The sequence below is a fragment of the Bradyrhizobium daqingense genome (assembly GCF_021044685.1).
GTDB classification, from domain to species: Bacteria; Pseudomonadota; Alphaproteobacteria; order Rhizobiales; family Xanthobacteraceae; genus Bradyrhizobium; species Bradyrhizobium daqingense.
Window position 1 is genome coordinate 6130023 of sequence record NZ_CP088014.1, and the last position, 20818, is coordinate 6150840.

At 59.8% G+C, this 20818-nt stretch carries 22 protein-coding genes; 13 read left to right on the forward strand and 9 right to left on the reverse strand.

What is annotated here, in order from left to right; translation table 11 throughout:
* Window positions 1-82 precede the first annotated feature (82 nt).
* Complete coding sequence (locus tag LPJ38_RS29295) at window positions 83-307, forward strand: hypothetical protein (RefSeq protein WP_145642546.1); 225 nt, start codon at window positions 83-85, stop codon at window positions 305-307.
* A 177-nt stretch (window positions 308-484) separates the two neighbouring features.
* On the opposite strand, the gene LPJ38_RS29300 is transcribed toward LPJ38_RS29295, so the two are convergent.
* From LPJ38_RS29300 to pstS, 3 genes are all read right to left on the reverse strand, one after another.
* Window positions 485-730 (reverse strand): hypothetical protein, encoded by a 246-nt coding sequence (locus tag LPJ38_RS29300; protein WP_145642544.1) that lies wholly within the window; start codon window positions 728-730, stop codon window positions 485-487.
* A gap of 505 nt (window positions 731-1235) precedes the next feature.
* Window positions 1236-1445 carry a cold-shock protein gene (locus LPJ38_RS29305; protein ID WP_145642542.1) on the reverse strand — a complete coding sequence of 70 codons (210 nt, stop codon included), beginning with the start codon at window positions 1443-1445 and terminating at the stop codon, window positions 1236-1238.
* A 367-nt stretch (window positions 1446-1812) separates the two neighbouring features.
* Window positions 1813-2823 (reverse strand): phosphate ABC transporter substrate-binding protein PstS, encoded by a 1011-nt coding sequence (pstS, locus tag LPJ38_RS29310; RefSeq protein WP_145642540.1) that lies wholly within the window; start codon window positions 2821-2823, stop codon window positions 1813-1815.
* A gap of 510 nt (window positions 2824-3333) precedes the next feature.
* On the opposite strand from pstS, the gene LPJ38_RS29315 reads away from it, so the two are divergent.
* Window positions 3334-3885: a sigma-70 family RNA polymerase sigma factor gene (locus LPJ38_RS29315; protein WP_145642538.1), complete on the forward strand. Its 552-nt coding sequence runs from the start codon at window positions 3334-3336 to the stop codon at window positions 3883-3885.
* On the opposite strand, the gene LPJ38_RS29320 is transcribed toward LPJ38_RS29315, so the two are convergent.
* From LPJ38_RS29320 to LPJ38_RS29335, 4 genes are all read right to left on the reverse strand, one after another.
* Window positions 3882-4952: a sensor histidine kinase gene (locus LPJ38_RS29320; RefSeq protein WP_145642536.1), complete on the reverse strand. Its 1071-nt coding sequence runs from the start codon at window positions 4950-4952 to the stop codon at window positions 3882-3884. The two genes, LPJ38_RS29315 and LPJ38_RS29320, sit on opposite strands and share 4 nt — an antisense overlap.
* A 67-nt stretch (window positions 4953-5019) precedes the next feature.
* The gene (locus LPJ38_RS29325; RefSeq protein WP_145642534.1) at window positions 5020-5214 is read right to left on the reverse strand and encodes a hypothetical protein; all 195 of its coding nucleotides are present in this window, start codon (window positions 5212-5214) and stop codon (window positions 5020-5022) included.
* A 165-nt stretch (window positions 5215-5379) separates the two neighbouring features.
* Window positions 5380-6189, reverse strand: coding sequence for a transglutaminase-like domain-containing protein (locus tag LPJ38_RS29330; protein WP_145642532.1), 810 nt, complete (start codon window positions 6187-6189; stop codon window positions 5380-5382).
* A 299-nt stretch (window positions 6190-6488) separates the two neighbouring features.
* Window positions 6489-8531, reverse strand: a complete 2043-nt coding sequence (locus tag LPJ38_RS29335; protein ID WP_145642568.1) for a protein-L-isoaspartate(D-aspartate) O-methyltransferase — start codon at window positions 8529-8531, stop codon at window positions 6489-6491.
* A 138-nt stretch (window positions 8532-8669) separates the two neighbouring features.
* Between LPJ38_RS29335 and LPJ38_RS29340 the strand changes: the two genes are divergently transcribed.
* From LPJ38_RS29340 to ppsA, 6 genes are all read left to right on the forward strand, one after another.
* Window positions 8670-9227 (forward strand): nitroreductase, encoded by a 558-nt coding sequence (locus tag LPJ38_RS29340; protein WP_167520788.1) that lies wholly within the window; start codon window positions 8670-8672, stop codon window positions 9225-9227.
* A 19-nt stretch (window positions 9228-9246) separates the two neighbouring features.
* On the forward strand, window positions 9247-10164 hold the full coding sequence (locus tag LPJ38_RS29345) for a DnaJ C-terminal domain-containing protein (RefSeq protein WP_145642530.1): 918 nt from the start codon (window positions 9247-9249) through the stop codon (window positions 10162-10164).
* A complete protein-coding gene (locus LPJ38_RS29350) occupies window positions 10161-10505 on the forward strand; it encodes a chaperone modulator CbpM (protein WP_145642528.1) in 345 nt (114 codons plus the stop codon). Before LPJ38_RS29345 ends, LPJ38_RS29350 begins: the two co-directional genes overlap by 4 nt.
* A gap of 204 nt (window positions 10506-10709) precedes the next feature.
* Window positions 10710-11222, forward strand: a complete 513-nt coding sequence (locus tag LPJ38_RS29355; protein ID WP_158644820.1) for a Spy/CpxP family protein refolding chaperone — start codon at window positions 10710-10712, stop codon at window positions 11220-11222.
* Between the two features lie 87 nt (window positions 11223-11309).
* Window positions 11310-11696, forward strand: coding sequence for a DUF302 domain-containing protein (locus tag LPJ38_RS29360; protein WP_145642524.1), 387 nt, complete (start codon window positions 11310-11312; stop codon window positions 11694-11696).
* Window positions 11697-11768: 72 nt separating this feature from the next.
* On the forward strand, window positions 11769-14180 hold the full coding sequence (gene ppsA, locus LPJ38_RS29365) for a phosphoenolpyruvate synthase (protein WP_145642522.1): 2412 nt from the start codon (window positions 11769-11771) through the stop codon (window positions 14178-14180).
* A 20-nt stretch (window positions 14181-14200) separates the two neighbouring features.
* Here ppsA and LPJ38_RS29370 read toward each other — a convergent pair whose 3' ends face one another.
* Together LPJ38_RS29370 and LPJ38_RS29375 are read right to left on the reverse strand one after the other, a co-directional pair.
* A complete protein-coding gene (locus LPJ38_RS29370) occupies window positions 14201-14740 on the reverse strand; it encodes a glycoside hydrolase 5 family protein (protein ID WP_231088441.1) in 540 nt (179 codons plus the stop codon).
* 74 nt (window positions 14741-14814) lie between these two features.
* Window positions 14815-15540: a hypothetical protein gene (locus tag LPJ38_RS29375; protein ID WP_231088442.1), complete on the reverse strand. Its 726-nt coding sequence runs from the start codon at window positions 15538-15540 to the stop codon at window positions 14815-14817.
* Between the two features lie 192 nt (window positions 15541-15732).
* Here LPJ38_RS29375 and LPJ38_RS29380 point away from each other — a divergent pair, with 192 nt between their 5' ends.
* The 5 genes from LPJ38_RS29380 to LPJ38_RS29400 all read left to right on the forward strand — a co-directional run bounded on the left by LPJ38_RS29380 (window position 15733) and on the right by LPJ38_RS29400 (window position 20780).
* A complete protein-coding gene (locus tag LPJ38_RS29380; protein WP_145642520.1) occupies window positions 15733-17067 on the forward strand; it encodes a GH1 family beta-glucosidase in 1335 nt (444 codons plus the stop codon).
* Window positions 17064-18041 carry a glucokinase gene (gene glk, locus LPJ38_RS29385; RefSeq protein ID WP_145642518.1) on the forward strand — a complete coding sequence of 326 codons (978 nt, stop codon included), beginning with the start codon at window positions 17064-17066 and terminating at the stop codon, window positions 18039-18041. Before LPJ38_RS29380 ends, glk begins: the two co-directional genes overlap by 4 nt.
* Window positions 18034-18999: a 1-phosphofructokinase family hexose kinase gene (locus LPJ38_RS29390; RefSeq protein ID WP_167520787.1), complete on the forward strand. Its 966-nt coding sequence runs from the start codon at window positions 18034-18036 to the stop codon at window positions 18997-18999. Before glk ends, LPJ38_RS29390 begins: the two co-directional genes overlap by 8 nt.
* Window positions 18992-20137, forward strand: a complete 1146-nt coding sequence (locus LPJ38_RS29395) for an SbmA/BacA-like family transporter (protein WP_145642516.1) — start codon at window positions 18992-18994, stop codon at window positions 20135-20137. The genes LPJ38_RS29390 and LPJ38_RS29395 overlap by 8 nt, the downstream gene beginning before the upstream one ends.
* 121 nt (window positions 20138-20258) lie before the next feature.
* Entirely contained in the window at window positions 20259-20780 is a 522-nt protein-coding gene (locus tag LPJ38_RS29400; protein ID WP_158644819.1) for a hypothetical protein, read from the forward strand.
* Window positions 20781-20818 lie beyond the last annotated feature (38 nt).

A 20818-nucleotide genomic window follows, 5' to 3' on the forward strand; every position in this document is an offset into this window, starting at 1 on the left:
GCCCTGACGAGATTCCGCTGCTGAGTGGGCTGTCGGTCTAAAGAGCCGCCGGCTGCGCTTCTGCGATACGATGAGAGTTCCGATGAATAAGCCAGCTCACTCGATTGACGAGCCCGAACAGAGGACGCCCCGTGCCGACCGGCCGCCGACGGAGGGATTTGTGATCATAGTCGACGGGCACTTCAAGTCTGAGTTCGATACGGCCGAAGCTGCCGAAGCATCGGGTCGTCAGCTCAAATCCACTTACCCGATGCTCAAGATCGAACTTTATGATGCCGTTACGAGGGCCCGAACCTTATTGGGCTAAGAAACTCAACTCTCGCGCCGTCCTTGGGGAGTCTGAGATCTCAGGGCCCTTTACCCGCCGATACAGTTCGACTATCTAACCGCTGGCCACCGCGAATTGTGGCCCTTGCTAAGAGCCTCCTCAAAGGCGAGCGACAGCGCCGGATCTTCTCGCGAGAAATGCCATCGCGCTTCCGTGTCACGCCGCACAGCCCACTGTCAGCCTGATCTTGCCGTCTTCAGCGGCCCCCGCCGCGAGCGCGTCGCGAGCCATCTTTTCAATCATCGGCCAATTCGCCATTAGGTACTTCTGGGCCTGCGCTTTGGTCGGGAGAGCGGTTTGCAAAATGCAGGTTTGACGCGTATTCCCATTCGCGATCTGGAAGGATACCTTCTGGGGCCCCTCGTCGGCCTCTTGTTCAGTGGGCTTGGGAAACTTGCGCATCCTACTCCTTCACGGATTTTCGAAAGTCTTTGCTCGGTATGAGTTTAGGAACCGTGACGACTGCGGCCGCTTAATCGACGCAAGCCGACGTCCGATCCTCAATGCCGTCGCGTTTCGCCAAGGGCTTTGGTCGCAGGCCCGCACTGGGCGTATTGCGGACCGCTTCGGTCAGCATCTGACGGAGTTCAGCCTTCGTCCTGTGCGGCTGCCGCGCGCTCGATTGCCATTTTGTCATTCATCTTATATGGGGACGTTTGCGGCAGATGCCACTTTATCGCTCCCGCTCGAGACGACGTTGGATCAACGTCGGCAGACAATACTCTTGCGACCGCATCGCTTTGGTCCACGGCTATCGCAGTAAGGAAGCGGCTCAAGCGCCAGTTGGGCAGTCTTTATAGACCGGTCGCAAAACAACCCCGCGGCCGGTAAACCGGTCGCGGGGTTGCGAAACCAGAGGCTCTGCCAGTACATCCGAGGTCAAAGCAGCATGGCACCGATTGCGAGCTTAGGCGGCTCGCAGGTTTTCTGCTGCAGACTTGCCGGTCCGGCGGTCAGCAACGATGTCGAAAGAGACCTTCTGTCCCTCATCGAGTTTGCCCATGCCGGCGCGTTCAACCGCGCTGATATGAACGAAGACATCTTGGCTTCCCTGGTCTGGTTGAATGAAGCCGAAGCCTTTTTGGCCGTTAAACCACTTCACAGTTCCCGTATTCATGGGTGATCGTCCTTTAGGATAAGTGTTTGAAGCCGCGCTCGGCGCAGCATGCGAATTCGAGATCTGGAGGGAGGGTCGTCAGTCAGGCGCGCTTTAAGCGGCGAGGCCAAGTCGTTCGGCCGAAACTCGATAAGTTCTATATGGTGATTGCTCGTTCGTTCCGCAAGTGGCTGTGGCGAGCGACAGCTCCGCGACTCAATTGACTATCGACGCGCGGGTAATGCCGCCCGTGCATCTGCCAAATTGCCCTCAACAAGAGGCGTCCGGGGCCTTAGTCGCCACAACGCATTGAGCGGTAGGTTTGCATCGTGTCAATTGGACTAGATCAATGGACCATTTGATACCTTGGGGTCCACGACAATTGCACTCAGCTCTTGATATCGTTCGACCATGTCTTCTCGATCAACTTAATCACGTTGTCAGGCATGGGAATATAGTCGAGTTCCTCGGCCGTCTTGGAGCCCTTCGCGAATGCCCATCTGAAGAACTTGATAGCCTCCGCGGAAGCTATCTTGTTAGACGGCTCCTTGCGCATCAGGATGAAGGTCGCTGCGGTGACGGGCCACGACCTCTCACCAGGCTGATCAGTGAGGACCAAGTAATAGCCTGGGGCCTTGGCCCAGTCGGCATTCGAGGCGGCGGCTTGGAAGGTCTCCACGTTTGGCTGCACGATAGCGCCAACCCTGTTGACCATCGCGGCGTAGGTCATCTTATTTTGCTTGGCATAGGCGTACTCCACATAGCCGATCGAATTTCTGCTCTGGCCGACGTTCCCGGAAACGCCTTCGTTACCCTTAGCGCCGACGCCGACTGGCCACTCAACGGCGGCGCCCTCGCCGACCTTGGACTTCCAGTCCGCGCTGACCTTGGACAGGTAGTTGGTGAAATTGAAGGTCGTGCCTGAACCATCAGAACGATGCACCACCGCAATCGCTTCGTTCGGCAACGTCACATTAGGATTGAGCTTTTTGATCGCCAAATCGTTCCACTTCGTGATTTTGCCGAGATAGATGTCGGCCAGCGTTTCGCCGTCGAACACCAGCTCGCCAGGCTTTACAGACTCGAGATTGACCACGGGAACGATCGCCCCCATCACCATCGGCCACTGCGTCAGCCCATCCTTCTCGAGCTGTTCGGCCTTTAGTGGCATGTCGGTGGCGCCAAATGTAACGGTCTTGGCCTGGACCTGCTTGATACCACCGCCGGACCCGATCGACTGGTAGTTCAGATTGTTTCCGGTCTCCTTGTGGTAGGCGTCGGCCCACTTGGAATACAACGGAAACGGAAAGGTCGCGCCTGCACCGGTGACATTGGCCGCGAGCGCTGACGTTGCTGCGGCAACCAAACCCGCACCGAGCAGAATTTTCATGAAATTCATCACCGGGCTCCATCTCTATCAGCCGCGGACTTTATCCGCTTGGAAGCATCGAGATCAGATCGGACATTTGAAAGTTCAATATTGATTTGGGTCAACCAGTTCTGGGTATGAAACTCGCGGGTGCCGTTTGAACTGGGCAGTCAAAGCGGCTGCACCCCTGCAATCGACTTCGACCGAATTTACCGTGCCGATGTGGCGTTAGCTCGGCCTAATCGCCGGTTAGGCTACCGAGCGGTTACACCGAATATCGACAGACGCGCCTGAACTCATGCATGGCTATTTGGGGTTGGAGTACCCACATGAGAACTCAATCCAATACCTGCCAAAAGGCGCGGTGCCCGCCGGATCAGGACACCTGGAGTATATTTGATGATTGCCGTTCGTTCGACCGGCTCAGCGGAGTTGCCCGCAATCGGCCTCGTCGCAATTCAACCAGCACCCTCCTTGTCTATCCCGCGACCTTCCTTGGTCCGTCAGGTTGACCAGCGAGACACACTCCTGCCGAGGCCAATGTCTGCATCCCGCGATTTAATGCTGGCTGCCGTCCCAAGTCTTCGCGCTTTCGCGATTTCATTGTGCCGAAATGGAGACCGCGCCGACGATTTGGTGCAGGAGACACTGCTGCGCGCGCTATCTAACATTCACTCGTTTCAGCCGGGCACCAACATGTCGGCGTGGCTGTTCACGATTCTAAGAAACCATTTCAGGTCGGAGTACCGCAAAGGACGGCGCGAGGTGGAAGACGTGGACGGGCGCGCTGCCGAAAAGCTGGATTCGCAACCCGATCAGATCAGCCATCTGGAATTCCAAGAACTCCGTGATGCGCTCGCAAAGCTCCCGATTGATCAGCGTGAAGCGCTCACTCTGGTTGGTGTATCCGGATTTTCGTATCAAGACGCAGCAAAAGTCTGTCACTGCGCAGTCGGGACGATAAAGAGTCGCGTAAACCGTGCCCGCTCTCGGCTTTCGCAGCTCTTGTTGCTCGACAACACCCCACGTCGCACCCACGAAGGCGCCGAAGAAATAGCTGCCTTCTGTCACACAAAGCCGTCGTCGAATTAGCGCGTCGGCCTCAACTCGCCTGCCAGCCAGCCGACAGCATCTGTTTTCATTGGATCCACGGCGAAAGACGCCACTTCCGTGCGTTCGCAGGTCGAGCATTCAAATGTACGCTCCTCGAAACCACGCTTGCCAGGCGAGACGCGTGCCAATGCCATCCGGTGCTTACACACCGGACACATCGGCCGCGTGCTTACAGATACAGGCATTCGCTGATCATCCAGGTCAGATAATACGCTCTTCGGAGCAGCGCTCTCTGCAACGGATGCTGATAGCTTGTTGAGCGTGAACCGCACCGTGAAACGCGCGCCTCGCCCGGAAGGACTTGCGCCGAAGATTGCCTGCCCACCGATTTGATTGACCAAGGATGAAACGATCTTCATCCCGAGACCTTTCGACTTCGTTGGATCAAATCCCTTTGGAAAGCCGGGGCCGTCGTCAGAGACCGAGAGTTCGTAGCCTCCCGCACTCATGCCCAATCTTATTGTGATCTTTCCGTCGGCATGTTTGGCGGAGTTCGTAACAAGCTCACTAACGATGTATCCCAACGGTACTCCGATCGTGGTCGGCACTTCCACCGCAATCCCTTCGACTGCAAGATTCCGATGCCCGCCCGGAAGAATCCCCTTCAGGTCGTGGCAGAGGTTCTCAAGATAATTCTTGAGCTCGACACTTCCGACGTGATCAAGAGCATGAAGGCGCTTGTGTACGCTGGCTATTGTGGCGACGCGATTTGCAGCGATCTTCAATTGATCGGCAGCCTTAGCGTTCGGCGCTTCCCGGCTTTGCAGTGAAAGCAAGCTTGCAACCATCTGAAGGCCGTTCATCAGTCTATGATCAGACTCGCGGCTCATCAGATCCTTGTGCCTAATTAATTCGTCTTTCTGATCCAGCAGCACTCGTTCACGCGCAAGAGCGTCTCGCAATTGGGCCTCAATGTGCTTTAGCCTTTCGACTTCCTTCTGCCCCGCCTCGATCGCAACGCAAAATGCGCGGGGGCAATCCTCCGGCTGTCGAAATGGCTCCGGTCGAACGGGCTCTTGTCCTGGAGGCGTGCACGCATTGCTCATGGCTTACTCCAATACCAACGATAACAAGTTTGGTATTCCAGCAGCCACCGTTCCTAGTTGCGGAGAACTACTCCGGCGGCTTAAGACCCGGTGAGCGCAGCCAATTGCTGATCTGCAAGCCACTTTCAGCCTGCCGGGCCTTGCGTATCAGTCTTTCGCGCTCAGGGCCAGCAGCCAGCAATTTTGCTTGCTGACGCAATCGCCTCGCCTCTTCGCCAAGGCGCTCTTCCAGAGCTTTCGTCTGCTTGACGCGACGCCGCATCTGATGCCCCACACTAGGCGACTACATTTGTGCATTCTGCTTGAGACGCGACAGGAGCGATTGATGCAGATCAAAAGCTCATACACGGCTGCTGGGGCCTGTGCCGCCACAACACTGATCAACGCCCGCCCCCCGCATCGGCAGGCGGCATCGGCTCGCCGATTGCTATGACTTGATCTCGTCGGTCCACACCTTGAAACTGACCAAGGTATTGGGCCCAAACGTATGGGTAATCGGGACGTCAGCAGCGTCACGCCCCTGAGCAATCAAGATGCGTCCGATACGCGGGATGTTGTTGGGCGGATCGAACGTGTACCAACGCCCGCCAATGTAAGCTTCGAACCATCCGGCGAAATCGCCTGGAGCATATGGCGGGGGCATACCGATGTCGCCCAGATAGCCGGTGCAGTATCTTGCCGGAATGTTCATGCAGCGGCAGAAGGTGATGGCCAGATGCGCGTAGTCGCGACAAACGCCCTTGCCCTCTTTGAAGACTTGCCATGACGTCTTTGTTGAGCGCGCATGCTCATAGCCAAATTGAATGTGATTGTGAACGAAATCGCAGATCGCCTGAACGCGCGCCCATCCAGGTGGCTCCTTCTCAAAAAGCTTCCACGCGACATCGGACAGCAGGTCTGTTTCGCAATAGCGACTACCAAGAAGATAGACGATCGTCTCTGCCGGCAGGTCTTCGATCGCATGTTGTTGTGCCGTGGGCACAACGACATCCGGCAAGCCTGCGTCGCGAATGATACCGTCAGCCGCCAGGCGCATCCGGCCGCGTGGGGCAACGATGCGGCTGCACCAATTGCCGAAGCCATCACGGTATGGGACGATCGTAACGGAGGGATCCGTCGTCAGATAGTCGGGCACAATCACATCTGAAGCCCGCGTGAAATGAGCGCCCAACACCATGATCATGGGTGTAGGCTGAGGAAAGTCGTAAATCATCTCGTAGCCGACCCGAATCTTCACCCTCAGCGCCCTCCAAGTTGATCAGCTTAACTTCTTCGTCAGTGACGCTCACGCCACGCTGAAACGCGAATTCACATGCGACACGCGGGCTAGGGGCGCTTGTTCCGGTGGAGCAGTGCCTCTCTCACCTCGTCGTCCTCAATGGCATCCGCGATCGCCCGGTCGACCGGCTTCGTCTTCAGGGCGCTAAGGACTCGGTCCGGTGCGGGCAGCTCCGGCTCATGCTTCGCTATGGGCGCCGGCGCCCTCTGATCATCCTTGCACAATTCACTTTCTCTCTTGAACTGCTCATCACGAGATCACACCCCGAATGGATAAGTGTCCGGAAGCCCGACGATCTCGGCCGTGTCCAGCGGAGTCACCGCCCGGGTGTCGTCGAACCAGATGTATTCGTCGAATTGCTGCGGCAAATTGGCCTGGAAATAGTGGCTCGCAAGTTCGGTTTCGGGCCTGTAGATCACGCCGATGGCCCGCTCAAGCCGTTCCTTGCCAAGACCCTTTGAACCGCAGAGATCGCCACGACCGCGCAGACCAAGCATGAAGCGCGGAAGGCCCACTGCGTGACACAGCTGTTCATAACTGTTGGGAAGCGACGGGCGGACGGTCTTGACCTCCATCGGGCCGCCCCAATCGGATGCCGCGGCGACGGTGCCGCCGTGGGTGCCGAAGCCAACCAGATACGCCTGGGCGCCAAACTCCTTACGGCAGAGCTGGCCGATATTGTGTTCGCCGCGGGCGGCCATCTCAGTCGCCGACGCGTTGCCGACATGCGAGTTGTGCGCCCATACCACCGCCTTGCTGTCCGGCCCATGAAATGCCAGCAGGTTCTTGAGGGTGTCGAACATATGACTGTCGCGCAGGTTCCATGACGCGCGCGAGCCGTAATACATGATCCGATAGTAGCGCTCGGCGTTGGCCACCAGACGGGCATTTTGCTCGGCGTCGAGGAACCGTTCGCCATCGTGCTCGGCATAGGCCCGGCGCTTGGCCAGGAGATCAGTGAGCGCGCGCGCCACGTCGGATTCGCAAGTCGGATAGGATCCGGTCAGCGCCGCATGGCCGTACGTAGCGGGGTCGCGCTGCCACGGCGTCAGGCAACCATAGCGCTCGCGGGCTACATGCGCCGAGGCAGGATCGACTTCGTCGAGGTAGTTCAGGACCGACCGAATTGAATCGTAGAGGCTGTAGAGATCGAGACCGTGAAACGCGACGCGCTCACTCTTGTCCACCGTGCCATTGTGCTTTCGTAACCAGCTGACGAAATCGCGTACCTCGGTGTTTCGCCACATCCAGGTCGGAAACCGCGCGAACGCAGTCCACTCCGACGGAGGATACTCGAAATGCCGCACATAGTGGTCGACACGGGCGGCGTCCGGCCAGTCTCCCTCGATCGCCACGAAGCGAAAGCCCTTCTTGACGATCAGATCCCGGGTGATGCGTTCGCGCATCCGGTAGAACTCGGAGGTACCATGGGTCGCCTCGCCGAGCAGCACGATGCGCGCCGACCCGATACGCTCCATCAGCGGGCCAAGATCGGCCGCCTCGATGGATGGAAACGATTCAGCGGCGTCGGCGAGATTACGGACCAGCGTTTCCTCATCCGGAGCGACCGGCCGAAACGCTCGTCGCACGGGCGCGCGGGTCTCGCCTCTTGCAGCCGCCCACCCCTCCTCTCCGATCAATGGAACGAAGCGGACATCGGCAATGTCTTCGTTGCGATACTCGTCCTTCGAAACACGGATGACGCGTACCAATTCCTGGGTGTGCTGATCGACGCCGACCGGAATCACCAGCCTGCCACCGATCTTCAACTGTTCCTTGAGCGCCTTTGGAACCTGCGGACCGCCGGCGGCCACCACGATGGCGTCGTAGGGCGCATGTTCGGGCCAGCCTCTGGTGCCGTCTCCATGCAGGACGTGGACGTTATCGTAGCCGAGTTCGGCAAGTGTGACCGCCGCCTTTTTCGCGAGGGTGCCGAGGCGTTCGACCGTGTAGACATTGGCCGCGATCTCCGACAGCACCGCGGCGGCGTAACCAGAACCGGCGCCGATCTCGAGCACCTTCTCGCCGCCCCTGAGCATGAGCGCTTCCGCCATGAAAGCGACGATGTAGGGCTGAGAAATGGTCTGCTCCCCGGCGATCGGGAGCGGCGAGTCTTCGTAGGCGAACTCGCGAAGCCTCTCCGGCAGGAACAGCTCGCGCGGCACTTTGCCCATTGCCTCGAGAACGAGTTCGTCACGCACGCCGCGCGCGGCGATATTGTGCTTGACCATCTCTGCCCGGAGCGCGGGAAACGACTTCACCTCATCAGAGCTATCTGGATTTTGCGCTAACGATCCCATGATGGCGGCTCCTGCATCCAGCATCAACCTCCAATCATTCAGCCTAGGACCGTTGCGGCTCCATCGATTTGATCGACATCAAGCCGAGAAATGACGGGCGCGTCAGGATTAGCTCATTGGTTGCAAATGGAGACGGCCATGGATCTCAAGGAAGCAATCTATAGTCGGCGCGCGGTACGCGAATTCACCTCGCAGCCGGTGGACGAGGAGGTGTTGCGGCAACTCATCGATGCTGCCATCCAGGCGCCTAGCGCCGTCAATCAACAGCCATGGCTGTTTACGATCGTGCGGGACAAAGCGCTGCTCTCGCGCATTTCGCGCGAGGCAAAGGCCCATATGCTCAAGACCTCGGCTGCGGCGTTGGCATCGCATCACTTCCAAAGCATTCTCGAAAATCCCGACTTCGACATATTCTATCACGCTCCAGCATTGGTCGTGATCTCGGCACCCGAGGGCCCATGGGTCGTTGAGGATTGTGCTCTCGCGGCGGAGAATTTGATGCTGGCGGCCTGCGCCGTCGGGTTGGGAACATGCTGGATCGGGTTTGCACAGGGCTGGCTTGGAACGTCGGAGGGGAAGTCGTCGCTCAAGCTTGCCGGCACGACCGTGCCAGCCGCGCCCATCATCGTAGGGCATCCCAAAATGGCAGTGGCGCCGGTTCCCAGAAAGGCCGCGAAGATTGACTGGATTTCGTAGACCTTCGGGGATCAGGTGAATGAAAGACCCTTACGAGACGCTCGGCGTAACCCGATCCGCGACCGACAAGGAAATCAAAAGCGCCTTCAAAAAACTCGCGCGCAAATTTCATCCTGACCTCCATCCGGGCGACAAGGAGGCAGAGGCCAAGTTCAAGGCCATCTCGGCTGCCAACGATCTGCTCAAAGACAAGGAGAAGCGGCGGCGGTTTGACGCGGGTGAGATCGACGCCAGCGGCGCAGAGCGACCGCAGGAGCGTTTCTATCGCGACTTCGCGGACGGGCCTGCCTACACCACCCACGCCGCGCAGGATGGATTTGACAGCAACGAAGATCTGGAAGAATTCCTGGCAAAAGCGTTTGCCGGCAGAGGGCAACGATCAGAGCGGGCATTCCGGGCGCGCGGTCAGGATGTGAGCTACGTTCTACCAGTGGCCTTCGTGGACGCCGCCACCGGCGCCGCGCACACCATCACGCTGCCGGACGGCAAGACCCTGGAGGTGATTGTCCCCGAGGGCGCCGAGGACCGACAGATGCTGCGGCTAAAAGGCCAGGGAATGCCTGGCTATGGCGACGGACCGCCTGGCGATGCCTATGTCGAGTTGCACATCCAGCCGCATCCGTTCTTCCATCGCAAGGATGACAACATCCACGTCGAAATACCCGTAACCCTGCGCGAGGCGGTGCTGGGAGGCAGGATCGAGGTGCCGACAATCACTCAAGCGGTGACGGTGACAATCCCAAAGGGTTCGAATTCCGGAACCACGCTGCGGCTGCGCGAACGAGGTATCCGCAACCGAAAGTCCGGGCAGCGCGGACATCAATTGATCACGCTGAAGGTGATCCTTCCCACGGTCGAAGAACCCGAACTGATACAGTTTCTGGAAGCATGGCGTCCGAACAACCCTCAGGATCCACGCAAGGAGATGGAGCCGTGATAGCTGTCGATGATCTCTTGGCGACCATCTCCGCGCTCCAGCGCAGCGATCTCGAGCGTTGGATCAGCGAAGAGCTCGTCGTTCCGGAACAGGACGGAGGGCCTCTGACGTTCTCAGACTTGGAATGCGCGCGGATCCGTCTCATCTGTACCCTGACCTATGAACTCGATGTTGATGACAGCGCGCTACCGGTAGTGCTGTCGCTGCTTGATCAGCTTTATGACACCCGCCAACGATTGTTTTCCCTGACCCGGGCCATCAAGACGCAGGACGAAACCGTTCAACTCGCTATCGCAGCCGCGACCTCGCCGGAGAGTAAAGTCCAGGAGGGCGATCATTAGCCGGCCAGTCAGTGTCGTTCGGATCAATGATTGTCTTCATGGCAAGGGCCGTTGGCTCGTACCGATTCTACGAGACGTCGCTGCAGCTGCGATCTCCCAACGCGCTACAATTTGATCCATCTCAACGGCTTGTCGAGGATTGCCTCATAAGGTGGGACGTTTCGGATCTCGACCGAGAGATTGATAGCAATGGAGGACCATACCATGCTCAAATTCAATCAACTCGTTGCAGCCGCTTCGGTATCGCTCACCATCGCAATGTCTTCCATAGGCGCCAACGCGCAGCCTTACGGACCTGGAGCGCATGGATGGGGACGAGACATGATGGGGTCCGGCATGATGATGGGGCCGGGATTCATGGACCGAGGTGGATTCCGAGGCACATGCAGCCCTGCTGCCGTCGGCTTTTCCGGATGGCGCATCGACCGGCTCGAACAGGTCATCAAACCAACAGACGCTCAACGTGCCAAGTTCGATGAATTGAAGGCGGCATCCGACAAAGCCTCCGAGGCTCTGCGCCTCGCTTGCCCGACTGAAGTGCCGCCCACCGCGGTCGGTCGAATGGAGTTCATGGAGAAGCGCATGGAGGCGATGCTGCAGGCCGTGAAGACCATGCGTCCCGCTTTTGAGGCCTTCTACGCCACGCTCAGCGACGAGCAGAAGAGCCGGCTGGATTCGCCTTCGGACCGGGGGCGCTTTTGGCGGCACCTTTGGTAGGACGTCAGCGCTCTTGAAAAACGAGAGTTCGGATTGTTTCCTGTTCACGGTCGAGCCTGATGCCAGCTCACCAGGAGGGATTTCAAAATGGGCTATTACTTCAGCAAGACCTTGCAGGTCGGGTTCGACGAAGCCGTGCGACGCACTACCGAAGCTCTCAAGCAAGGCGGCTTCGGCATCATCACGGAAATCGACGTCACGCGAACGTTCAAGGACAAGCTCGGTGTCGATTTCCGAAACTATCGTATCCTTGGGGCATGCAATCCACAGCTTGCCTACGAAGCACTCCAGCTTGAGGACAAGGTCGGCACCATGCTGCCCTGCAACGTCGTCGTTCAGGAGATCGCTCACGATCGCACCGAAATCGCTGCCATTGATCCCGTCGCGTCGATGCAGGCAAATGAAGATCCTGACCTCAAGGCATCGGCTGAGCGTGTCCAGACCTTGCTCCGGAACGTGATCGACGGCTTGTAGGGAGACACGTAAATCCATCGAAAGGTTGACCTGCCTCAAGGCCGGGCACGCTCGGCGTGATCTGCTGCATGCATGTCCGGATATATCAGATCTTTCCTCGAAATCGGATTGGGCGATGTCGGGCTGGTCGGCGGCAAGACCGCTTCGCTCGGCGAATTGTATTCAGCTCTCGCATCCCACGGGGTTGCCGTCCCCAATGGCTTCGCCATCACGGCAGACGCCTATCGCGAAGCGCTATTGCGGGGCGGTGTCGCGGACGAACTTCACCGGCTTCTCGATGGGATCGACAAGAGCAAGATCAAGCACCTCGCGAGCAAAGCCGCTAAGGCCCGCGAGATCATATACAAGGCAATGGACACGCCGCTGCTGCGCGAACAGATCGTGGAAGCCTATCGGCAGCTTGAACGCGAGGCCGGGACCGGGGTCGCTGTCGCCGTACGGAGCTCTGCGACCGCGGAGGATTTGCCGACAGCGAGTTTTGCAGGCCAGCACGAAAGTTTTCTCAATGTGCGCGGGCCCAAAGACTTGTTCGAAGCTTGCCGGCGCTGCTTTGCCTCCATTTTCACCGATCGCGCGATTTCCTATCGCATCGACAACGGCTTCGATCATTTCAAGGTCGCGCTTTCTGTCGCCGTGATGAAAATGGTCCACTCCGATCTGGCGGCCAGCGGTGTCGTCTTTACGCTCGATACCGAATCCGGCTTTCGTGACGTGGTCTTCGTCACGGGCTGCTACGGTCTCGGCGAGACCATCGTGCAAGGCCAGGTGGATCCGGACGAATTCTACGTCCACAAGCCCACGCTCAGCCAGGGATATCGCCGGGTGCTGCGTCGCCGGCTCGGAGCCAAGCAGATCCGCATGATCTATGGCAAGCGCGGAGGCAGCCATGCGACGCTCACGCGCAACGTGCCTGACGCCGAACGACAGAAGTTTTGCATTTCCGATCCGGAGGTCCTGAGCCTGGCCGAGATCGCGGTCCGGATCGAAGCCCACTACTCCAGACATGCCGGCGTTTCGATGCCGATGGACATCGAATGGGCCAAGGACGGGGTCGACGGGAAGCTTTACATCATTCAGGCCCGGCCAGAGACCGTTGCCTCCCAGCGTGCAGCGGACGTCTATGAGACCTACAATCTCAAGGGACACGGCTCGGTCATCGTCAACGGCCGCGCTGTCGGAGAGAAGATCGCATCCGGGCGTACGCGCCGCATTTCGTCCGCGCGCGATCTTGCAGCCTTCCGTCCTGGAGAAATTCTGGTGGCACCGGCCACCAGCCCGGATTGGGAGCCGATCATGAAGATCGCGGCCGGCATCATCACCGACAAGGGCGGTCGCACCTGCCATGCGGCGATCGTGGCCCGAGAGCTGGGCATCCCCGCCGTGGTCGGCGCCACGCACGCGACCGAGAAGATCAAGACCGGGACTGAAGTCTCGATCTGCTGCGCCGAAGGTGACGTTGGAAGCGTTTATCCGGGAAAGGTTGCGTTTGACGTGACCAAGACACCCGTGAGCGAGCTACGACAGCCGCGCACGGCTATCATGGTGAATGTCGGAACTCCGGAGATGGCTTTCCGCACGGCGATGCAGCCGCAGGCCGGAGTCGGCCTCGCCCGGATGGAGTTCATCATCAGTGAGCACATCCGCGTTCACCCCATGGCATTGCTCAAGCCGGACAAGATAAAGTCAACCAGGGCACGGGCCGAGATCGCACGCTTGGTCAGAGGCTTCCAGAGCCCGGCCGACTTCTTTGTTCAACGACTGGCGGAAGGCGTCGGCACCATCGCCGCGGCATTCTATCCGAAGCCAGTGATCGTACGGCTTTCCGATTTCAAGACCAACGAATATGCCAGCCTGATTGGCGGGGAAGGCTTTGAGCCCAGGGAAGAGAATCCGATGCTGGGATTCCGGGGTGCCTCGCGCTACAGTCATCCCGCCTACACCGAAGGATTTGCGCTGGAGTGCGCGGCGCTTCGCCTGGTGCGAAAGGAGATGGGTCTCTCCAATCTGCGCGTCATGGTGCCGTTCTGCCGAACCGTGGAGGAAGGCCGTCGCGTGATCGCCACGATGGCGGCCAACGGACTGAGACGCGGCGAAGACGGTCTCGAAATTTACGTCATGTGCGAGATTCCGAATAACGTCATCCAGATCGACGCGTTTTCTCAGTTATTCGATGGGTTTTCGATTGGTTCCAACGATCTTACCCAGCTCACGCTGGGGGTCGACCGGGATTCCGATATCGTAGCCTTCGACTTCGACGAACGGGACCCGGGAATGCTGGAGATGTTTCGGCAGGCGGTGGTCGGCGCAAAGCGCAACGGTCGCCATATCGGCATCTGCGGCGAAGCGCCCGCGAACTATCCGGAGATCGCGCGATATTTGACGGGACTTGGCATCGATTCGATCAGCGTCAATCCCTCGAGCGTGTTTCGCACCATGGCCGTGGTGTCCGACGCCGAAGCCAATCAGCCAAAATCCGAGACGTGAGACTCCCCTCGCTGCAACGATCAGATCACAGCCGGGACGGGAGCGGCATGAATGCGTTCTGCCGCGACGTTGACCCTGGTCATCGTCTTCGTCAGCTCGTCATAGACCCGATCGTCGATAGTCACCGTGCCGAAATTCGAGTCTTCACCGTCAAAACGCCCCTGCGCTGGCTGATCGGCATGCTCGAACCAGTGATAACCGACTACATTCGGCTTGCTGAGGGCTGCCGCAACGTAGCCCTCGAAAGCCCGGGCGCGGTCGAGCTGAGTAGCCAGCCGTGGCCCCGCCCCTTTGGTATTCGGCAAGCCTGCGTCGTCGCCTCGGAATGAGAATTCGGAGATCAGGCATGGCTTACCGGTGGCAGCATAAGCGTCAATGACCGGACCAGGGTCGAACTCGTAGCAATTGAAGGAGATCACATCGAGATGGCGGCCGGCCGCTGCAATGACGCCTGCGAGCGGCTGATAGCCGAACCGGGATCCGAGCACGAGATGATTGGGATCGGCCGTCTTGATTGCCGAGACGCACAGTTCGAAATACTTGTCGGCCACGACGGCCACGAAGGCATCGCAATCTGCTGAGAATGCCTCGCGGGCGGGATCTGCCAGGTTGGCCTTGGTCTCAAGTGCGTCGTTCAAGACGCCGGGCCGCAGTCTGACGTATGGTGCCACGACATGTTCGATCCTGCCGAGCTCTTCCAGGATCGCGCCTGTGTGCGCCATACCGCATTGAATTGGGCAAAATCTCGATAATGGGCCTGCAGACCCGAGATAGCGGCAACCCTGCCGGGACGATGAGACGGCAGGTTCAGAAACACCGTCAGAAGCTCGTCGGCACCGCGCCAGTCGGGTGACCAGTACAGTTCGTTGTCGATGAAGGTACCGAGCAAGCCGGGATCGTTGCGCCGATGCCTGCAACGTTGATCGGCACTTGCGCGGATATGCGCCGAGAATCCGGGATCGAAGACGTCCGGAAAGACTTGCTCACGACGGTGCAAGCGGAAGGACGCGCCGAGCTCAGCGGTCGGCGCCGTCGCCAGCAATTGCGATCCCGCACTGGCGACGAGTTCGTCCGACCAGCAGCCAACCGTGTTGAACTTCCAGCTTGCCAGCCGGTCAGACACAACGGTGCGCCAGATCTGCAGGCTGCCGTACTTAGTCCGGCAAGCCTCGGCGTAGGGCACCCGTTCGGTCCCGCCGATCCGATCCTGATCGAAACGGACCGTATCGACCCCCTTCGAGAGAAATCTACCACCATCGGGATCGACGAGCCAGAATACGCCATCGCGCTCGGCAACGCGGAAGAAGCCGCTTCCTCTGAGATCGTCGTCGACGAGCCCTCCCCATTTCGTTCTTCGCAAGCGCGGACCCCAGCAACAATCTAAGGATACAAGTCCATCGCACGGCCCGACCCAGGCTCCTTGACCTATCTCAATACCACCCGGAACCAGCATGACTACCAATGTCGAAGGGAGACAACGTGCCTAAGATCCGACTGGCGGGCCGCGCAACAGCGTCCGGCCATCGATCGAGCAGGACCAAGCAGGTCGTCCATGCCGACAACGCAACTGCCAAATACCGCCAGCCTGCCCCCCGATTTCATCTGGGGTGTTTCCACCTCCAGCTTCCAGATCGAAGGGGCAACTCAAGAGGACGGGCGCGGATTGAGCATCTGGGACATCTATTGTCGGACCGGTGAAATCAAGAATCACGATACCGGCGACAGCGCCTGTGACCATTATCATCGCTACCGCGAAGATGTCGGTCTCATGAAGGCGCTGGGCGTGCAGGCGTACCGGTTCTCGGTCGCCTGGCCGCGCGTCCGGCCACTCGGGCGCGGATCTGCCAACGAGGCCGGCCTTTCATTCTACGACCGGCTGATCGACGAGCTCTTGGCCGCCGGTATCGAACCGTGGCTGTGCCTGTATCATTGGGACCTTCCGCAGGCCTTGGAGGAGCGCGGTGGCTGGCTCAATCGGGAATCGGCCGTGTGGTTCGCCGACTATGCGAGTTTGATCGCCGCGCGCTTTGGCGACCGGGTCAAGCGCTTTGCGACATTCAACGAACCGTCGATGTTCAGCCTGTTCAGCCGTTCGCTCGGCAAACGCGACGGCAGCAGCGAGGACAAGCTCCACCGCATGATCCACAACGTCAATCTCGCCCACGGGGCGGCGGTGGATGTGCTCCGCGCTAACGTGATCAACGCCTCGATCGGCTGTATCCACAATCGACAGCCATGCCGGCCTTCCAGCGCAAGCGAGGCCGATGCAGCGGCTGCGGCACGCCTGAATGTGTATTGGAATGCGGGCTTTCCGGATCCGCAATGCCGCGGCGAGTATCCTCTATCGATGCGCGTGGCGATCGAACCGCATATGCAGCCGGGCGACCTGGCGCGGATTTGCCGTCCGCTCGATTGGTTCGGACTGAACCACTATAGCCCGGTCTACGTGAAGGCGCGGGCGGATTCGATGCTGGGCTACGACTTCGGTGACAAGCCGGCCAGCCTGCCCTTGACCCCGATCGGATGGCCGATCGATCCCGACGCTTTCAGTCGAACACTGCAGGATGTGCACGCACAGTATGGCCTCCCCATTTACGTGCTCGAGAATGGCTATGGTGATTCCGGCCAGCCCAACCAGACCGGTGCGGTGATCGACCCGGGTCGGATAGAGTTCTTGAAGGCCTATATCAACGCGATGAACGAAGCCGCTTCCAGCGGCGTCGATGTTCGTGGCTATTTCGTTTGGTCGCTTCTCGACAATTTCGAGTGGGACTCCGGGTACAGCATCAGGTTCGGCCTGACATACGTTGATTATGCTTCGCTGCAGCGAACGCCGAAATCGTCCTTCGGCTGGTATGCCGGTCTGATCAAGGCGATGCAGCCATGATGAAGGCAATCCCGCCAAGCCGAACCACCCTGCTTGCAGACGTTGGAGGCACCAACGTCCGTTTCGCGCTGTTGGCCGACGGCATGGTCAGCACGATAACCCGTATGGCTGTCAGTGATTCCGCCACCTTTCAGGAGGCGCTCGCTGCCTATCTCTCCGCTTCCACCCAGGTCGACAAGATGGCTCACGCAATCCTTGCCGCTTCCGGCGTGGTTCAGGATGGCCGCTGCGCGCTCACGAACAATTCCTGGGTGATCGATGCCGAGGAACTGCGTCGGACTCATGGATTCTCGACCGTACGCCTGATCAACGATTTCGAGGCGGTTGCATGGGCCCTGCCGCGGCTTGGCGCGAGCAGTCTGCTGCAGCTGGGTGGGCGGCAGCGGATCGCAGGAGCGCCCCTTGCTGCAATCGGCCCCGGCACCGGCTTGGGAATGGCCGTCAGCATACCGCACCTCGGCGGGCGGATCGTCCTTTCGAGCGAAGGGGGGCATTCCACGATGGCGAGCGGCTCCTTGCGCGAGGATGCCGTCATCGAGCATTTGCGCCGACGCTTCGGACATGTGTCCGCCGAACGTGTTCTGTCAGGCGCAGGACTGGAAAACCTCCATGACGCTCTGGCCGAGATCGACGGCGTGAGCTCACCAAAACGTCGCGCCGCCGACATCACGCGGGCGGCAATCGACGGGACTTCTACGGTTAGCCGCGGCGCCGTTGATATGTTTTGCGCGATGCTGGGGTCCGTCGCGGGCAACCTCGCGCTCGCGCTGAATGCGAGAGGTGGGATATTCATTGGCGGCGGCATTTTGCGCCACATGCCAGACTATCTTGCCGCCTCCCAGTTTCGCCGGCGCTTCGAGGAGAAGGGGCGGCTCCGAAAATTCCTGGAGCCGATACCGGCTTATTTGATCCTGGACGACGACGTCGCGTTTGTCGGCCTTCGTAACCTGATGGAGGTCGAAGGCCTTGGCTGAGATACCGCAACTCGACATCGTCACCCTGACCATCAATCCGGCCGTCGATATCTCGACCTCGGTCAGCAAGATGGTGCCCTACACGAAGATGCGCTGCGCCGAGCCACAGCGCGATCCCGGCGGTGGCGGGATCAATGTGGCCCGTGTCCTGAAACGGCTCGGCCTTGAAGCGACCGCAGTCTATCCGGCAGGCGGCGCAACCGGACAAACCCTGGCGGCGCTGGTTGAACGCGAGGCCGTGCGCAGTATCGTGATCCCGATATCGAACGATACCCGCGAAGACATCACCGTTTTCGACGAGACCAGCAAGGAGCAGTTCCGGCTGGTGTTCCCGGGCGCCTCCCTCAGCGAATTCGAATGGCAGCAGTGTCTCGACACCATTGCGCACCTCAGTCCGCAGGCTGGCTTTGTCATCGCAAGCGGCAGCCTGCCGCCGGGAGTTCCGGCCGATTTCTACGGCAGGGTGGTCCGGGCCTCGAAAGGGGCCGCCAGGGTCATTGTTGACACGTCCGGCGCCTCGCTGAAACCAGCGCTGGAGGCGGGCGTCTATCTCATCAAGCCCAACCTTCGGGAGTTTCAGGAGCTGGCCGGGATCAGCTGCGCCGACGAGCCTGCGCTGCTGGAGGCGGGGCGCCGCCTGTTCGAGCGCTATCGCATCGAGATCATCGCGCTCTCCATGGGCCCCGGCGGCGCCCTGCTCCTGACGCGCGGCATCGCTTTGCGTGCGAATGGCCTTGCTATGGAGCCTGTCAGCGTTTCCGGCGCGGGCGACAGCTTCCTGGGGGCGATGGTGTCGCGCTTGGCCGATGGTGATAAGCTCGATAGCGCGCTGCGTTACGGCGTTGCCGGCGGGTCCGCGGCACTGCTCAGTCCCGGCACGGGGCTTTGCCTCGGTGCGGATGTTCATCGTCTCGCATCCAGCGTGAACGTTACAACCATTTCCGGCTATCATGCTTAGCAAAGGGGCATACCACTCACCCGGCGAGCGGCAGCTGCTGCTGCGCTTCTGGAGGACTGCCCGCGGCTTCTGGACGGGCAAGTCGGCGAGGTGGGCCTGGCTTCTCACCGTGTTGCTCGTTGCGACGGTGCTTCTGCAATTGCTGACGCAGTATTCGCTGAACTTCTGGAACCGCGACTTCCTCAACGCGGTCGAGCGCAAGAACGGCAACGAGCTCCTCAGCCAAGCGCTGCGCTTCATTCCGCTCGCCGCGGCCAGCCTGTCGCTCGCCGTCTTCTCGGTCTGGGGGCGGATGACGCTGCAGCGAAAGTGGAGAGCCTGGCTCAGCGATGAGCTTTACCGTTACTGGCTGGAGCGGGATCGTTTTGTGCGGCTGAACTTCGTGGCGGGAGACTATCAGGCGCCCGAATATCGGATTGCCGAGGATGGCAGGCTGGCAACGGACCTGCCGGTGGACCTCACCCTCGGGCTCATCAGTTCACTGCTTACGGCGACTACATTCATCGGCATTCTCTGGATCGTCGGGGGCAACCTGGACATCGACGTCTCCGGGCAGACCTTGACCATTCCCGGCTATCTCGTGCTCGCCGTGATCGCCTACTCGGTTGCGGTCGCGGCGACGACGATGCTGATCGGCCGCCAGCTGACGCAGGTCCTGGAGGACAACAAGCGGGCTGAAGCGGAGTTGCGAGCGATCGGAACTCATTGGCGTGAAAGCGGAGAAGACAAGGCCTTGCGGCCGGACGGCAGGGACGGGCTTCGCGCCATGGAAGCGGCGCTCGCGGCAGTAGTTTCCGCCTGGCTGAAATATTGCTGGCAACTCATGCGTCTCACAATCATAACCCACACGAACTCGCTTCTGACGCCCGTGATCGGCGTGCTGCTCTGCACGCCAAAATATGTTGCCGGCACGATGCTCCTCGGCGAGGTCGTACAGGCCGCGGCGGCGTTCGTCGTGGTCCAGGGTGCCTGCAGTTGGTTTACGGACAACTATCCACGTCTTGCGGAATGGGCGGCGTCGGCCAACCGTGTTGCGTCGCTACTTCTCGCGCTGGACAAGATCTATCAATGTCCGACGTGCGACGAGTCGGCCGTTGACTGGTGCGAACCGGAAGCTCGGCACTATTCCTTGGAATGAGGCAGCATCCGAACGAGGGTGCGGTCGCGAAGTATCCAGTGACGCATGAGCACTGCACTGGATCGAGACTGCCGGCGCGCTAGGTGGCGTCGAGTGCTTCATTGTGACCGAGCGACCGCGCATGGAGGCAATTCTCGACTACGTCATTCAGGGCAACACGATGCAGATGCGCGATCCCGCGTTCATGGCAGAGCTCATCTCCTGGATCCGCTTCAATGATTCCATGGCGATCGAGCAATTGGACGGGCTTGCCGTGCGGAGCTCCGGCAATCCGGCGCTGCCGGCTTGGCTTGCGCGTCGCCTCCTGAAGTTCGCGCTGACCGAGAAGGGAGAGAATGACAAGTATGGCGAGCATGTCCGCTCGTCAGCGGGCATTGCCGTCTTCGTCAGTCCGCGTAACGACAAGGCTGGCTGGGTCGCTGCTGGACGCGCCTACCAGCGTTTCGCGCTGCAAGCGACGATGCTCGGGATTCGGAATGCTCTTCTCAATCAACCGGTCGAGGTCTCTTCCCTGCGTCCGCAGATTGCAGAATATCTGGGGCTTGGCGTCCGGCGCCCGGATCTGATCGTGCGATTTGGCCGCGGCTCATCACTGCCACCCTCGCTGCGTCGGCCGGTGACCGCTGTGATCGATGCCTCCTGAAGCCCGAGCGCAACTTTGTTTGGGTTTATACTAGTTGC